Here is a 13,275-nt window from a genome sequence, read left to right on the forward strand (position 1 = left end):
CGTTTGATTTTGCTTTCGGTTTGTGGTAAAATTATTTATAAGAATGTAAAAATTTAAGCAAGTCTTCTTTATTTAGAAACCCACTATGTCTTGCTAATTCTTTTTTATCTTTGTATAAAATAAGGGTGGGAAAGCCAGAAACGCCTTTTTCTAATGCTAATTGTCTAAAAAAATCAACGTCTACTTTGTAAAAAAGAATGTCTTTTTCTAAAAGGCAAACTTCATCCAAAACAGGCAATAATCTTTGACATGGAGGACACCATGTAGCAAAAAAATCAACAACTACCAATTGTTGTGTGGCAGTTATGGTTTCAAAATCTTGTCCTTGATAATTCATTAAATTACTCATTATATTTAAAACTCCTTTTGTTTTTTTGGGGTTTGGGTTTTGGCATACACCATTTATTATAATTTAAAAAATGTTAATTAATAAAGATATGTTTTATTTATTTTAATTTTTAAAACAAAATGAAAAAATGCATTTTTATGAATCATATTTTTTTGGAAATTTGTTCGTTTGAGAATTGTTTTCTAATCCGTTTAATGTTAAGGCAACCATAAAGCAAAAACACAAATGAAGACAAAGAAAGGGTTATTTTAATTAATAAGTTTAACCAATCAAAATATTTTTCTTCTTGGAAAATAAAATCTTTGTATTTAAGAGAAGCTATTTTTTGTTCCAAAATGTTTTGAGAAATAGGTTTTAGTTTGCGATAAAAAGGGACTCCGTTTTTATCAATTAATTTGATATGGTAATAAAAACCTTCCAGCCAACTATTTTTAGCAACATAAGTAATTTTTTTGGTTTCATAATTATCAATTTTATTCAATAAATCAGAAACAGCAATGTTGGAAGTGGAATTTATAAAAGGCAAATGATAATAGCAATCAAAAGAAAACAACAAAATAGAAAACAACAAACTTACCACAATTAAAAAGGGGGTGATAATTTTTTTCTTGAAAATAAAATAATTTTTAGGAATAGCAAACAACCAATAAATGGTTTTAAAAATTAAAATTGTTGATAATAAAAGAAAAAGGACAAAAAGCAAAGTGCAAATAAAATGCCAAATAGTAGTTTTGTTAAAACCTTTTGCAAGTTAGAATGGTTGAATTTTAATTTCTTTCATATCTTTTATTTGTTTGTTTTGTAAAAATTCTTTAATTTGTGGCATTGGAGTGATATTTTGTTCTTGTAATTTTTGAGACAATTCTTTAATTAAAGGTTCATTTAATTTCACTAAAGCTTTGGCATCAGAAAAACATTTTTTTAAAATATCTCTTTGTAAATCTTCTTTATCTTTAACTGATATCGAATTATAACCAAAAAAACGTGTTAGTTCTTGGGATTTGTGGAAAGCCTCAACAAAATCAGAACAAGCTTTATCAATAGTTGTTTCGAAAATCACTTCTTCAGCAGCTTTTCCTGCTAAAAGAACGGTAATTTCTTGGATTAAAGTTTCTTTTAATAAAATATTAGGGGTCTGTTCTTTAGCAAATAAAGTCAATATTTTATCCGAAGAGCGTGGAATTAAAGAAACCGAACTTAAAAAATGAGTGTTTTTGACTTGGCTGATAATTATTTTAGCAGCTGCATGAATAGCAACAATTTCTTTTTCTTTGTGATTATATGTTTTGGAAGAATTTGTTATCCCTAATAAAACGTTTTCTTTAGCTTGAATAATTGTTTCAGAAGAAATTTTTTGCAATTCTTGTTCTTTGTTTTTTTCTGCTTGAAGCATTGAAGCCTCATTTAAAATGGCTTTGAGTTGAGCGCCACTGAATCCTTGGGTTTCTTGGGCTAATTGTTCTAAATTAATATCTTCATCAGCTATTTGTTTGCCTTTAGCACATAATTTTAAAATAGCTTTTCTTGCTTTAAGGTCAGGGAGCAAAACATTAACTACATAATCAAAACGTCCTGGACGAAGCAAGGCAGAATCTAGAGATTCTACTCTGTTAGTAGCAGCTATCACAATGACATTATTTTCATTATCTTTGGATTTAATCCCATCCATTTGATTTAATAATTCTGTAGTTATTTCTTTTTCTTTTTGGCTAAAATCGTTTCTAGCAATACCAAAAGAATCAATTTCATCAATAAAAATAATGCTTGTTTTATGGGTTTTTGTTTTTTCAAACAAATCTCTTACTTTTTTAGCACCATCACCATGAATTCTTTGCAAAAAATCAGTACCACTAAAAGCATAAAAGGATGCGTCTGATTCGCCTGCAAGAGCTTTTGCAAGTAAGGTTTTTCCTGTTCCTGGAGGTCCATAAAACAAAATTCCTAAAGGAATTTTGGCTCCTGCTTCATGATATTTTTTAGGTTCTTTTAAAAAATCAATAAAACGTTGGAGAAGTTGTTTTTCTTCTTCCATCCCTGCCACATCATTAAATTTAGTTTCACTTGAGATTGGCTCAAAATCCGTTTTGTTTTGTTGTTTGGAAGATCTTTTTGTTCTTTTTTTGGCAGTTTGTTTAGCAATTGTTTCTTGTGATTGTGGTTGTTTGGATTCTTTTTCTGGATTAGTTTTTTTGGGTATTGCCCCTTTTACCATTAAATTTGCAAAAAGAAAATAATTCCAAAAAGATATTATAAAAAGGACCAGGCAACATCGCAAAAAGTTCTTTTTTAAAATTATAATCATTGGAGCCATACCCATTCTTCGAGAAATTAAAATTAATTATGAATTCATTATTTTAAATGTGAACATATAAATGTAATAATATAAAGAAGTTTCAAAAAAGTGCAAACTCATTAAAATAAATAAAATTATTGTATGTTAATAATTTAATTATCTAGGTAAAACTTCATCAATTTCCAAACGATTAAATAAAATATGATAATTATCTAATTTTTGACTTGAAAGAAGCCCGAAAGTATCTAAACTTTCAAAAGTAATATCGGAGGCTTTGAGTTGAGTTAAAATTTTATGAGCAGTTTGAGGTAAAAAAGGTTGCAATAAAACTCCTAAAAACCTTAAAGTTTCTACCAAAGAATATAGTGTGTGGTCTAATAGTTGTTGTTTTTCAGGATTTTTAAATAAATTCCAAGGTTCTACCAAATCAATGTATTTATTAGCAAAACGAGCCAAATTCATAATTTCTTTCAAGGCATCTCCTACTTTACAATCTTGCATTTTGAGAAGAACCAAAGGAAGAGTTGCTAAAGCTTGTTTGGATAAATCAAATTTGGGATCTAAATTAGTTGTAATTAAAGTTTTGGATAAATTATTTTGGCGATAACTTTTTACCATCCCAAAAACTCTATGAACTAAATTTCCCAAAACATTAGCTAGGTCATTATTGTGCCTTTCTACTAACAATTCATAAGTGATATTACCATCTTGAGCATAAGGAATTTCTGATAGAACAAAATAACGAATGGAATCCACCGGAAAATATTTTAACAAATCATCAACGTACAAAACGTTACCTTTAGATTTAGACATTTTATTTTTATCAAACAAAATCCATGGATGGGTTAAAAACTGTTTGGGTAGTGAAATTTCAAGTGCCATCAATAAAATAGGCCAGTAGATAAGGTGAAACCTTAAAATATCTTTACCAATAACATGCATATCACAGGGCCAATATCGATTAAACTGACTATTTTTGGATGTAGGATTGTAGTCTAGTCCGGTTAGATAATTGCTTAGAGCATCAATCCAAACATAAATAACGTGTTTGGGGTCAAAAGGAACGGGAATGCCCCACTTGAAAGAAGTTCTAGAAACAGACAAATCTGCTAATGGTTCTTTTAATAAATTTAACAGCTCTTTTCTTTGGGCATCAGGTTTAATTAAGGAGGGATTGTTTTCTAAATATTGCAATAACTGGGCTTGATATTTGGAAAGCTTAAAAAAATAAGTTTCTTCGCTGATTAAAATAGGAGTTTCACCATTAAAAGTTTTTCCATCAATTAAATCTTTGGCAGCCACATAAGATTCTTCAGCAACTGAATAAAGCCCTTGATATTTTCCTAAATAAATATCTCCTTGTTGCCATAACTTGTAAAAGATGGCTTGAACTGTTTGTTTGTGGTGGGGATTGGTAGTTTTTGCAAATTTATCGTAACTTACTTGCATTAAATCATAAATTCTTTTAATTTCCAAAGATATTTGGTCTACGTATTTTTGGGGATTTTTGCCTTGTTGCAAAGCTTTGGCAGCAATTTTTTGTCCGTGTTCATCGGTTCCTGTTTGAAACAAAACATCAAATCCTTCTAGGCGTTTGAAACGAGCAATGGCATCAGCTAAAATAGATTCGTAAACGTTTCCAATGTGCGGAATGCCAGAAGCATAGGCAATTGCTGTGGAAAGAAAAAATTTAGGTTTTTGGTTGGGGGTTGTTTTCATAAAAACTCCTTAAATAAATTGTGACAAAAATATTTTTTAATTGTGGGTTGTTGGGAAAAATCTGCATGTGGTTTGGGAAATCAAATCAAGATTGGGGGTTTTTGATTTTGTATTGGTGATAAATTTCTTTTTTGGTAATGTTTCTTTCTTGAGCAACTTTGCTAAAAGCCTCTTTTTCGTTAAAGCCTAATTTAAGGTAAAAAAGAACGTGATCGTTTATGCTTAGAGCAAGCAAATGTTCGTTGGGGTTGGGGTTACCTGAAACAACAATGACATATTCGCCCTTATTAATTAAATCAAATTCTAAAATAGAGTCAAGATTGCCATTGATAATGGTTTCGAATTTTTTAGTCAATTCGCGTGCTAAAGAAATTTTTCTATTACCATATAATTTATGTATTAAAAGTAAAGTCTTTTTAATTCTATGAGGAGATTCGTAAATAACAAGGCTTTCTGAGGCGTTTTTATATTGGAGTAAATATTTTTCCAAAGCTTGAGACAAACGGGGTAAAAAAGCCAAAAAGATAAAAGGTGAGGGGATGGCAGAAGTCATAAAAGCAGTTAAAAAAGCAGATACTCCTGGAATCGCTACCACATTAAAACCATGTTTTTGCATTTCACAAACCAAAGAAAACCCAGGATCGCTAATAAGAGGAGTGCCTGCATCACTAATTAAGGCAATATTTTTTCCTTGTGATAAAAGTTCTAAAATTTGATGTAGCCTTCTTGTTTGATTGTGTTCATAATAAGAAAGTAAAGGTGTTTGGATTTGATAAGTGTGTAAAAGTTTTTTGGCTCTTCTAGTATCTTCTGCTAAAATTAAAAAAACTTCTTTTAAAGTGGCAAGTGCTCTTAAGGTGATGTCTTCTAAATTGCCTATGGGAGTTGCTACCAAATATAAAGTAGGTTTGGCGTTGCAAAAACTTTGTTGTTGAAATAACATATTTTTTACCTTATTTGTTGGGTTTGGGTGTGTGCAAAATTTTATATTGCTTTAAATAGGGGGGGAGGTGCACATTTTTAAAGATTTAAAATGAAAGTCTTTGGGCTTCTAATTGAATTAACAAAGCCATGAAAAGATTTTCTTGATTAGATAATATATTTTGTTTTTTGTAAATTTGGTGAATAATTTTTAAAATATTAAAAGTGGTTGGAAGGGGTAGGGTTTGATAGTATTTTTGATATTCTGGATTTGTTAAAATTTGTGTTTTGGAAAAATAAATGGGTGTTTTGGAGTTAGGTGTTTTTTCATATAAAATATCAGAAAAAAAACGTAATAACACTGATAAAAAATCATTTAAAAAATGAGGACAAGAGATAATTTTTGCAAGCAGAGGAGAGTCAAAAAATGCTAATTTTAATGAAATTGTTTTTGGGAATTGAATAAGAAAATCCAAAAAAAATTGTTTAAAATTTTGATAATAATCGCTGGCAATAAATAAATCCATTTGATCGGAATTTTTATTTATTAAATTACTTAAGGAAAAATCAAAAGCATCTATTTGGGATTTGGTTTTAGAGTCTAAATTTTGTGATTTTGCATCCACAGTATCAGAGATATTAATAATTTGACAACGAGAAACTATGGTTGGTAAAACTTGTTCTAAATTATTTGTTAATAAAAAACCTATAGTATTGTTGTTGGAAGGATTTTCAAAAAAATGCAATAAACTGTTGGAAGTTTGGGTAGTTATTTTTTCTATTTCTTCAATTACATAAATTCTTTGGGTTCCGAATAAAGAAGTTTGCAAAAAGTTTTTTTGAAATTGCAAAATTTGTTCTTTGGTAAAAAGATGGTTTTGTTTGGTTAAATAATAAAAATTGGGGTATTGCGAATTAAGTAAGGTATCTTTTTTCAAAAGATGAGGGTCATGAGGTTTGAAAATACGATAGGCAAGTCCCAAAACAAATAATTTTTGTTGGGAAAGAGTGGAGCCAACAACTAAATAAAGATGGGCGAGTTTATTATTTTGGATAATTTGGTTAAATTTGGCTAACAAAGATTGGGTTTTGTTCATAATTCTATTTGAAAGACTTCTTTGAGTTTTTGTTCAATGATGTTATAAATGTTTTCCAAGGGCTTGCTTGCATCAATTAAAAAAATTCTTTTTTGTTGGTCTTTTTGACAAAGGTCAAGGTAGCCTTTGCGTACTTTTTTATGAAAAGACAGTTTTTGCAAATCAAACGAATTAATTTCTTTAGGTCTAAATTGTTTGACTCTTTGAATGCCTATTTTAGGGTCTAAATCTAGATAAAAAGTAATGTTGGGCATGTAATTTAGAGCAAAATTATTAATATTTAAAACAAAATCTTGACTTAAACCGCGAGCATAAACTTGATAAGCTATAGTCGAATCTAAATAACGATCACAAATAACTATTTTGTTTTGTTGTAAAGCAGGAATAATTAATTTGCTTAAATGTTCTGCTCTATCTGCTGCAAATAACAAAGCCTCAGTGTAGAAATCTATTTGTTTGTTAGAAGAATGCAACAAAATATTTCTAATTACTTCATTAAATAAACCGCCACCAGGTTCTTTGGTTAAAACACACGAATATTTTTTACTTAATTTTTCAAATAAATAACGTGAATGGGTGGTTTTTCCGGTGCCTTCACAACCTTCAAAAGAAATAAACATTTAGTATAAATTCTCCTTTTTGTGTATTTTTATTTATTGTCACAAAATCAATAAAAAATTTTTTTTAAAACTAAGGCTTTAGCAGGAGCCAAAAGGGTGGCTTTTTTAGTTGTGTTGCCTAATAACATCGCTTGAAATTGTTCCAAAGAAAGTTTATTTTTACCAATTTCAATTAAACTTCCTACCAAAAAACGAATCATATATTTTAAAAAACCGTTTCCATGAAAAACTAAAATATATTTGTGTGAAGTTTCTTTGAGAAAGGCTTGAAAAATGGTTTTAGAAAAATTTTTAGGTTGGGTCTCACTAGTAAAAGCAAAAAAATTATGGGTGCCTTCAATAAATTTTAGGGCTTTGGTGATTTTATCAAAATCAAGTTTGTCAGCAAAAATTTGAAAATGATGGTTAAAAGCGTTGATAGGTTTTTTGGAAAAAACATATTGATAAATTTTTGATTTCGCTGAATAACGAGCATGAAAATTAGGAGTGGCAAAGTTCATTTGTCTAACTCTAATATCAGGAGGCAAAAAATAATTAAGAGTTTTTTGGAAATGTGTGGGTTTTAGAAAAAAAGTGGTTTGGAAATGGAGGGTTTGCCCTTGGGAATGGACTCCTTTATCGGTTCTACTAGCTGCAAAATTAGGGATGTTTTGATGGGTCATTTTTTTTAAAGCTTTTTCAAAAGTTTGTTGTACGGTTATTTTTTGAGGTTGTTTTTGATATCCATAATAACAAGTGCCATCATAGCTTAAAATTAATTTATAAAAAAAGTGTTGCAAAAATGCCTCCTTGTGTAACTACAAAATATTTATTAAGAATTTAAAATGGGAAATAAGGAGTGAAGAAAAAAGGGGTTAATATTAAAAAAACCTCCTTAATCCTTAAGATAAGAAGGTTTTGATAATTTAAGTTTTTTGAGCAAGAACCTAAAAATGCTCGGTTAATTGTTATTAAACAAAAGCAATAATTGCCATTGGAGCACCATCACCACGACGAGGAACAGTTTTAATAACTCTAGTATACCCACCTTGACGATCAAGATATTTAGAGGAGATATCTTTAAATAGTTTTTGCAAAACTGTAGTGTCATCGTTGATTTTTTCATCAAAAAGATGTCTTTTGGCTTGGCGTCTAGTATGCAAAGTATTTTTTTTAGATAAAGTAACCATTTTATCAGCTAATTTTTGTAATTCTTTAGCTTTGGATTCAGTTATCATAATTTTTTCTTGCACAATTAAATCAGTCATTAAAGTTCTTAACAAAGCTCTTCTTTGAGATTTATTGCGTCCTAATTTGCTAAAAGGCATAAAATTTATCTGTCCTTTCTATTTTCTAATGTGTTTTTTAGTTTTAATGTTTGTCTTTGTCTTCTTCAACGCTGTGATGCAAAACTTCTTTAAGATAATCATTGAATTCTAAACCGTATTCTAAAAATTTATCTTTTAATTCTTGGAAAGATTTTCGTCCTAAGCTTTTAAGTTTGACAACTTCTTTTTCACTTAATTTTACTAAAGCAGCAACTGTGTCAATCCCTGCTCTTTTAAGACTGTTAAAAAGCCTTACAGATAAATCTAGTTGTTCAATTTCTAAATCTAGTACGTAATTGTGAGCTTCTTTTTTAGATTCAGAAACAAATTCTACATGAGCAGGTTTTTGGCTTAATTCTACTAAAACATTAAAATGATCTACTAAAATGCTAGCTGCAGTTGCTAAAGCTTCTTTAGCTAAAAGAGCGCCGTTAGTGGTAATTTCAATAGTTAATTCGTCTTTGTTGCCTAATTTTTTTTCTACTTGATAAGAAACATTGACAACAGGAGTAAATAAAGAATCAATTGCAATAACGCCTACTTGATTTTCGCCGTGAACTTTGTTGTCTTTGGCGCCAACATAACCAATGCCTTTTTTAATGGTAACTGTCATATGAAAGCAAACATCATCAGAAAGGGTGGTAATGTAATGATCGGGGTTGATGATTTTAACTCCTGCAGGCAGTTCGAAAGAAGAAGCGGTTAGGCGTTGTGGTCCTTTGGCAATTAGTTCTAGTTTTTCTTCAAAATCATCTGATTCGTCGTCTACGGCAAAAACAATTTTTTTTAAATTTAAAATAATTGTCATGACATCTTCATAAACGCCAGGAATAGTGGTAAATTCTTGTTCTACTCCTTGAATTTTAACATTTACAATAGCAGTACCAGGCAAAGAAGATAACAAAACTCTTCTTAGAGCGTTTCCTACAGTAATGCCGTATCCTCTTTCTAAAGGTTTAATGGTGAATTTCCCAGAAATAGGATTTTCATCAATTTCTTCAACAAAAAAAGGTTTAATAAATTTAATATTTTTCATAATTACTCCTTGAAATGTCGAACAAGATTATTATCCTCTAGGAGGTTTTGGCGGTCGACAACCATTATGTGGTACTGCAGTAACATCTTTAATAGCAGTAATTTCTAATCCTGATGCTTGCAAAGAACGGATAGCTGCTTCTCTTCCGGGACCTGGTCCTGTAATGAAAGTTTCTACTTTAACCATTCCGTGTTCCATCGCTGCTTTGGCAACTGCTTCAGCGGCTAATTGTGCTGCAAAGGGAGTTGATTTACGACTTCCTTTAAAACCCAAAGCACCTGCACTACTCCAAGTAACAGCATTACCGTTAAGATCAGTGATAGTAACGATAGTGTTGTTAAAAGTGGTATGAATATGTGCAATTCCTAAAGGAACATTTTTTTTAACTTTGCGTTTGGTAGTTTTTTTTCTTGCCAATGCCTTTCTCCTTTATTATTTTTATTATTTAGTTAATTTTATTATTTTTTCTTACCAGCAATTGCTTTAGGTTTACCTTTAACAGTGTGAGCATTGTTTCTGGTTTTTTGTCCTCTTACAGGCAATCCTTTACGGTGGCGTAGCCCTCTGTAAGCTCCAATTTCCATTAAACGTTTAATATTTAAAGTAACTTCACGTCTTAGGTCGCCTTCTACGTTGTATTTAGTAATTTCACTACGTAAAGCTGATAATTGCTGTTCGGTTAAATTTTTAACTCTAATATTTTGGTCAATGTTTAACTCGTTTAAAATTTTATGAGATAATTTATTGCCTAAACCATAAATATAAGTTAGTGCAATTACTACTCTTTTGTCGCTTGGAATATCTATTCCTGCAATTCGCGCCATAAATATCTCCTTTTATCCTTGTCTTTGATTGTGTCTACGATTTTTTTTATTGATAACATAAATGCGTCCTTTACGACGAACAATGATATCATCTTCACTGCGTTTTTTAACTGAAGCTCTAACTTTCATAATCTTTTCTCCTTACTTAAAACGATAAGTGATTCGTGCTCGTGTAGGGTCGTATGGTGATAATTCAATTCTTACTTTATCACCAGGTAAAATGCTTATGTTGTTGATACGTATTTTACCAGAAACATAAGCGATAATCGTTTTTTTATTTGGAAGCTCTACTTTAAATTTATCATTTGATAATAATTCAACAACTTTAGCTTCGATTTCAATTTTGGATTCAGTTTCGTTTAAATTGTTTTTTGACATTCAAAGTGATTCCTTTAATTTTGATTTCTGGGTTTGGGGGTGGTTGTGATGTAATTTGGTAAAATGAAAAACATATTATGCAAGTATTTCGTATCCTGTAGGAGTTACTAAAACTGTGTGTTCAAAATGAGCACTTAGACTTTTGTCTGTGGTAACTACAGTCCAATTATCTTGCAAAATAGCAATTTCGGGATTTCCTAAAGTAAACATGGGTTCTACACAAAAAGTCATTCCTGGTTGTAGGATTGTGCCTTCGTGGGGTTTGCCAAAATTAGGAATATAGGGTTCTTCGTGCAAAGATGTACCAATACCATGTCCGGTAAATTCTTCTACGATGCCTAAATTATTGTTTTTGGCAAAAAGTTCAATGGCATGAGAAATGTCAGAAAAATGATTTTGGGGTTTAATTTGCAAAAGACCTTGAAATAAGGCTTTTTGAGTAAGTGCAAGCAAGTTTTGAGTAGTTTGGCAAACAGTTCCTACAGCATAAGAATAAGCACAATCAACATAATAACCTTGATAGTTAATTCCTAAATCTAAGGTAATGATATCACCTTGTTTAAGGATGGTTTTTTTGGAAGGAATGCCGTGAACTACCACTTCATTAACTGAGGCACAAATATGTTTGGGAAATCCGTTGTAACCTTTAAAAGCAGAAATAACACCTTTTTTTTGATAAAAATTCTTAGCTAATAAATCTAGATCAAAAGTTGACATTCCTGGAATAACAAAGGAAGCAAGCAATCTGTGGGCTTCGTTAATGATTTTTCCTGCTTGTTTCATGATAGCAATTTCATGAGGAGTTTTGATGGAAATCATTTGCGGTCTGTTTCTAAAACTTCTAAAATCATTTTAGTAACTTGATCGATGTTTTGCATACCATCTACTTCAAAAAGTTGATTTTGTTCACGATAATATTGCACTAATGGCAATGTTTCTTGATTAAACACTTTGAGGCGTTTAAGGAAGGTTTCTGGTTTGTCATCTTCTCTTTGAATTAAGGTTTTTTGGTCTTTGTCACAAATGCCTGGAATTTTGGGAGGAATGTTTTCGATGTGATAAACCTTACCACATTCGGGACAAATTCTCCGTCCTACAATTCTTTTCATTAAATCTTGGGTGCCAGCGTTAAAATAGATGACTTTAGTTAAAAATAAATGAGAGTTTTTGAAAAAATCATCCAAAAAACGAGCTTGCAAAACATTGCGGGGAAAACCGTCTAATAAAAAATCTTTAGTAGCGATGTCCTTAGACAAGTAATCAGCTATCATTTGGTTAGTAATGTCGTCAGGAACTAAAAGTCCTTGAGCAATAAATTTTTTACTTAAAATGCCTAATTCAGTATTTTCTTTAAAATTTTTACGAAAAATATCGCCTGTTGCAATGTGGTTAATTTTTAAAATATCTGATAAAACAGAAGCTTGAGTCCCTTTACCAATTCCGGGCGGTCCTAATAATATTAGTATCATATTGTCTTGTTTGCTTAATTAAAATAATTTTTGATATTCTTTTTTGTTGGCAGTAGCTTCGATGCGTTGGATAGTTTCAAGGGCTACACTAACAATAATAAGCAAACTGGTTCCTCCTAATTTCATATCTTTCAAACCTAAAAAATGTTCCACAAGAATAGGTGTTACAACAAGAGCAGCAATAAAAACAGTTCCTAAAACAGTGATTTTAAATAAGGTATTAGCTAAATAACGAGTAGTTTGTTCACCTGGTCTTAAACCTGCAATATAGGCATCTTGTTTGGATAAATGTTCTGAAATATCTTCAGGATTGACATTCATAAAAGCAGAAAAGAAAGAAAAAACAATTACTAACAAGACTAAAAAGCCTATGGCAAAAAAGTTAATTTGGTTTTCAGGAAAGTTAGTTTTGGCAAAAAAATCTACTACTTCTGTAAATTTTGTATTCCCAATAACTCCTGCTAACATCTGGAAAGGTTGCAATAAAGCAGATGCCAAAATAACTGGCATAACTCCTGCACTATTAATTTTTAATGGAATGTAGCTTTTTCCTTGCACTTGATTGCGCGCATAATTGATAGGTATTTTTAAAGATGTTATTTGCACAACTACAGTAAAAATTAAAAATAAGAGAAGTAAAAGAACAATACATGCAAAATTAAAAGTTTTCAAAGTTAAAAAATTGTTTTGAGATAAATATGATTCGTTCAGATTTACAAATAGATTAATTAGGCTGTGGCTCATCGAAACAACAATTAAAATAGAAGTCCCATTTCCAATACCTTTGGAATTGATAAGGTCAGCAAACCAAATTAAAATAGCAACTCCTGCAGTAGCAATTAAAGCTAACAAAAACAGTTGGCTTGTACTTATTGATATGAAAAAAAGTTTTGAATAACTGTTCAAAAAAGCAAAAGATTGCCCAAAAGCAAACAATAAGGCAAGACTACGTGTTAAAAGATTAAGTTTGCGTTTGCCCATTTGTCCTTGGTCTTTCCATTCGCGACAAATAGGAAGAAGTTTTTGCAAAAATTGCACTACAATGGAAGCAGTGATGTAAGGAGTGGTTCCCAATCCAAAAAGAGTACCAGCATTTATGGAAAAAAACCCAAAAAGTTTGGACAAATCAAGGGATTTAGTATTAATAAAAGGAAGAGGCCAAGAAGTTCCTAAACAAACAATAGAAATAATAAATAAGGTAAAAAAGATTTGAAACATTAATTTACGATTACCTAAAACTAATTTTAATTGACGTTTCATCT

General features: G+C 30.6%; 17 protein-coding genes. All 17 read right to left on the reverse strand.

The features are described from left to right. Positions 1–31 precede the first annotated feature (31 nt). The 17 genes from AACP42_RS00090 to secY all read right to left on the reverse strand — a co-directional run bounded on the left by AACP42_RS00090 (position 32) and on the right by secY (position 13,273). Positions 32–349, reverse strand: coding sequence for a thioredoxin family protein (locus tag AACP42_RS00090; RefSeq protein ID WP_034172118.1), 318 nt, complete (start codon positions 347–349; stop codon positions 32–34). Positions 350–491: 142 nt separating this feature from the next. After that, positions 492–875, reverse strand: a complete 384-nt coding sequence (locus AACP42_RS00095; protein WP_212775491.1) for a hypothetical protein — start codon at positions 873–875, stop codon at positions 492–494. Positions 876–1,100: 225 nt separating this feature from the next. Then, positions 1,101–2,561, reverse strand: coding sequence for an AAA family ATPase (locus tag AACP42_RS00100; RefSeq protein ID WP_212775490.1), 1,461 nt, complete (start codon positions 2,559–2,561; stop codon positions 1,101–1,103). Positions 2,562–2,798: 237 nt separating this feature from the next. Then, positions 2,799–4,361 (reverse strand): methionine--tRNA ligase, encoded by a 1,563-nt coding sequence (gene metG, locus AACP42_RS00105; RefSeq protein ID WP_212775489.1) that lies wholly within the window; start codon positions 4,359–4,361, stop codon positions 2,799–2,801. Positions 4,362–4,446: 85 nt separating this feature from the next. Beyond that, complete coding sequence (gene rsmI, locus AACP42_RS00110) at positions 4,447–5,304, reverse strand: 16S rRNA (cytidine(1402)-2'-O)-methyltransferase (protein WP_212775488.1); 858 nt, start codon at positions 5,302–5,304, stop codon at positions 4,447–4,449. A gap of 85 nt (positions 5,305–5,389) precedes the next feature. After that, positions 5,390–6,379 carry a DNA polymerase III subunit delta' gene (locus AACP42_RS00115; protein ID WP_212775487.1) on the reverse strand — a complete coding sequence of 330 codons (990 nt, stop codon included), beginning with the start codon at positions 6,377–6,379 and terminating at the stop codon, positions 5,390–5,392. Next, on the reverse strand, positions 6,376–6,999 hold the full coding sequence (tmk, locus tag AACP42_RS00120; protein ID WP_212508878.1) for a dTMP kinase: 624 nt from the start codon (positions 6,997–6,999) through the stop codon (positions 6,376–6,378). The genes AACP42_RS00115 and tmk overlap by 4 nt, the downstream gene beginning before the upstream one ends. 47 nt (positions 7,000–7,046) lie before the next feature. Continuing rightward, positions 7,047–7,778, reverse strand: a complete 732-nt coding sequence (gene truA, locus AACP42_RS00125; protein ID WP_212508879.1) for a tRNA pseudouridine(38-40) synthase TruA — start codon at positions 7,776–7,778, stop codon at positions 7,047–7,049. 171 nt (positions 7,779–7,949) lie between these two features. Next, complete coding sequence (rplQ, locus tag AACP42_RS00130; RefSeq protein WP_011160603.1) at positions 7,950–8,306, reverse strand: 50S ribosomal protein L17; 357 nt, start codon at positions 8,304–8,306, stop codon at positions 7,950–7,952. A 43-nt stretch (positions 8,307–8,349) separates the two neighbouring features. After that, positions 8,350–9,342, reverse strand: coding sequence for a DNA-directed RNA polymerase subunit alpha (locus AACP42_RS00135; protein WP_212775486.1), 993 nt, complete (start codon positions 9,340–9,342; stop codon positions 8,350–8,352). 30 nt (positions 9,343–9,372) lie between these two features. After that, positions 9,373–9,759, reverse strand: a complete 387-nt coding sequence (gene rpsK / locus AACP42_RS00140) for a 30S ribosomal protein S11 (RefSeq protein WP_212508881.1) — start codon at positions 9,757–9,759, stop codon at positions 9,373–9,375. Positions 9,760–9,800: 41 nt separating this feature from the next. Then, complete coding sequence (gene rpsM, locus AACP42_RS00145) at positions 9,801–10,166, reverse strand: 30S ribosomal protein S13 (protein ID WP_011160600.1); 366 nt, start codon at positions 10,164–10,166, stop codon at positions 9,801–9,803. A 12-nt stretch (positions 10,167–10,178) separates the two neighbouring features. Then, the gene (gene rpmJ, locus AACP42_RS00150; protein ID WP_011160599.1) at positions 10,179–10,295 is read right to left on the reverse strand and encodes a 50S ribosomal protein L36; all 117 of its coding nucleotides are present in this window, start codon (positions 10,293–10,295) and stop codon (positions 10,179–10,181) included. Positions 10,296–10,307: 12 nt separating this feature from the next. Further along, positions 10,308–10,544 (reverse strand): translation initiation factor IF-1, encoded by a 237-nt coding sequence (gene infA, locus AACP42_RS00155; RefSeq protein WP_212775485.1) that lies wholly within the window; start codon positions 10,542–10,544, stop codon positions 10,308–10,310. Between the two features lie 75 nt (positions 10,545–10,619). Continuing rightward, positions 10,620–11,363, reverse strand: coding sequence for a type I methionyl aminopeptidase (map, locus tag AACP42_RS00160; RefSeq protein ID WP_212775484.1), 744 nt, complete (start codon positions 11,361–11,363; stop codon positions 10,620–10,622). Further along, positions 11,360–12,013 carry an adenylate kinase gene (locus tag AACP42_RS00165; protein ID WP_212775483.1) on the reverse strand — a complete coding sequence of 218 codons (654 nt, stop codon included), beginning with the start codon at positions 12,011–12,013 and terminating at the stop codon, positions 11,360–11,362. Before AACP42_RS00165 ends, map begins: the two co-directional genes overlap by 4 nt. An 18-nt stretch (positions 12,014–12,031) precedes the next feature. Beyond that, positions 12,032–13,273 (reverse strand): preprotein translocase subunit SecY, encoded by a 1,242-nt coding sequence (gene secY / locus AACP42_RS00170; RefSeq protein WP_212775482.1) that lies wholly within the window; start codon positions 13,271–13,273, stop codon positions 12,032–12,034. Positions 13,274–13,275: the final 2 nt, after the last annotated feature.

It is taken from the genome of Hydrangea phyllody phytoplasma (genome assembly GCF_036985185.1).
GTDB classification, from domain to species: domain Bacteria; phylum Bacillota_I; class Bacilli_A; order Acholeplasmatales; family Acholeplasmataceae; genus Phytoplasma; species Phytoplasma asteris.

What these genes read in the sequence shown, in the direction of transcription:
- AACP42_RS00090 (WP_034172118.1), bottom strand. Translation starts at nt 349, where the DNA reads ATGAGTAATTTAATGAATTATCAAGGACAAGATTTTGAAACCATAACT.
- AACP42_RS00100 (WP_212775490.1), bottom strand. Translation starts at nt 2,561, where the DNA reads ATGGTAAAAGGGGCAATACCCAAAAAAACTAATCCAGAAAAAGAATCC.
- metG (WP_212775489.1), bottom strand. Translation starts at nt 4,361, where the DNA reads ATGAAAACAACCCCCAACCAAAAACCTAAATTTTTTCTTTCCACAGCA.
- rsmI (WP_212775488.1), bottom strand. Translation starts at nt 5,304, where the DNA reads ATGTTATTTCAACAACAAAGTTTTTGCAACGCCAAACCTACTTTATAT.
- AACP42_RS00115 (WP_212775487.1), bottom strand. Translation starts at nt 6,379, where the DNA reads ATGAACAAAACCCAATCTTTGTTAGCCAAATTTAACCAAATTATCCAA.
- tmk (WP_212508878.1), bottom strand. Translation starts at nt 6,999, where the DNA reads ATGTTTATTTCTTTTGAAGGTTGTGAAGGCACCGGAAAAACCACCCAT.
- rplQ (WP_011160603.1), bottom strand. Translation starts at nt 8,306, where the DNA reads ATGCCTTTTAGCAAATTAGGACGCAATAAATCTCAAAGAAGAGCTTTG.
- AACP42_RS00135 (WP_212775486.1), bottom strand. Translation starts at nt 9,342, where the DNA reads ATGAAAAATATTAAATTTATTAAACCTTTTTTTGTTGAAGAAATTGAT.
- rpsM (WP_011160600.1), bottom strand. Translation starts at nt 10,166, where the DNA reads ATGGCGCGAATTGCAGGAATAGATATTCCAAGCGACAAAAGAGTAGTA.
- rpmJ (WP_011160599.1), bottom strand. Translation starts at nt 10,295, where the DNA reads ATGAAAGTTAGAGCTTCAGTTAAAAAACGCAGTGAAGATGATATCATT.
- infA (WP_212775485.1), bottom strand. Translation starts at nt 10,544, where the DNA reads ATGTCAAAAAACAATTTAAACGAAACTGAATCCAAAATTGAAATCGAA.
- map (WP_212775484.1), bottom strand. Translation starts at nt 11,363, where the DNA reads ATGATTTCCATCAAAACTCCTCATGAAATTGCTATCATGAAACAAGCA.
- AACP42_RS00165 (WP_212775483.1), bottom strand. Translation starts at nt 12,013, where the DNA reads ATGATACTAATATTATTAGGACCGCCCGGAATTGGTAAAGGGACTCAA.
- secY (WP_212775482.1), bottom strand. Translation starts at nt 13,273, where the DNA reads ATGAAACGTCAATTAAAATTAGTTTTAGGTAATCGTAAATTAATGTTT.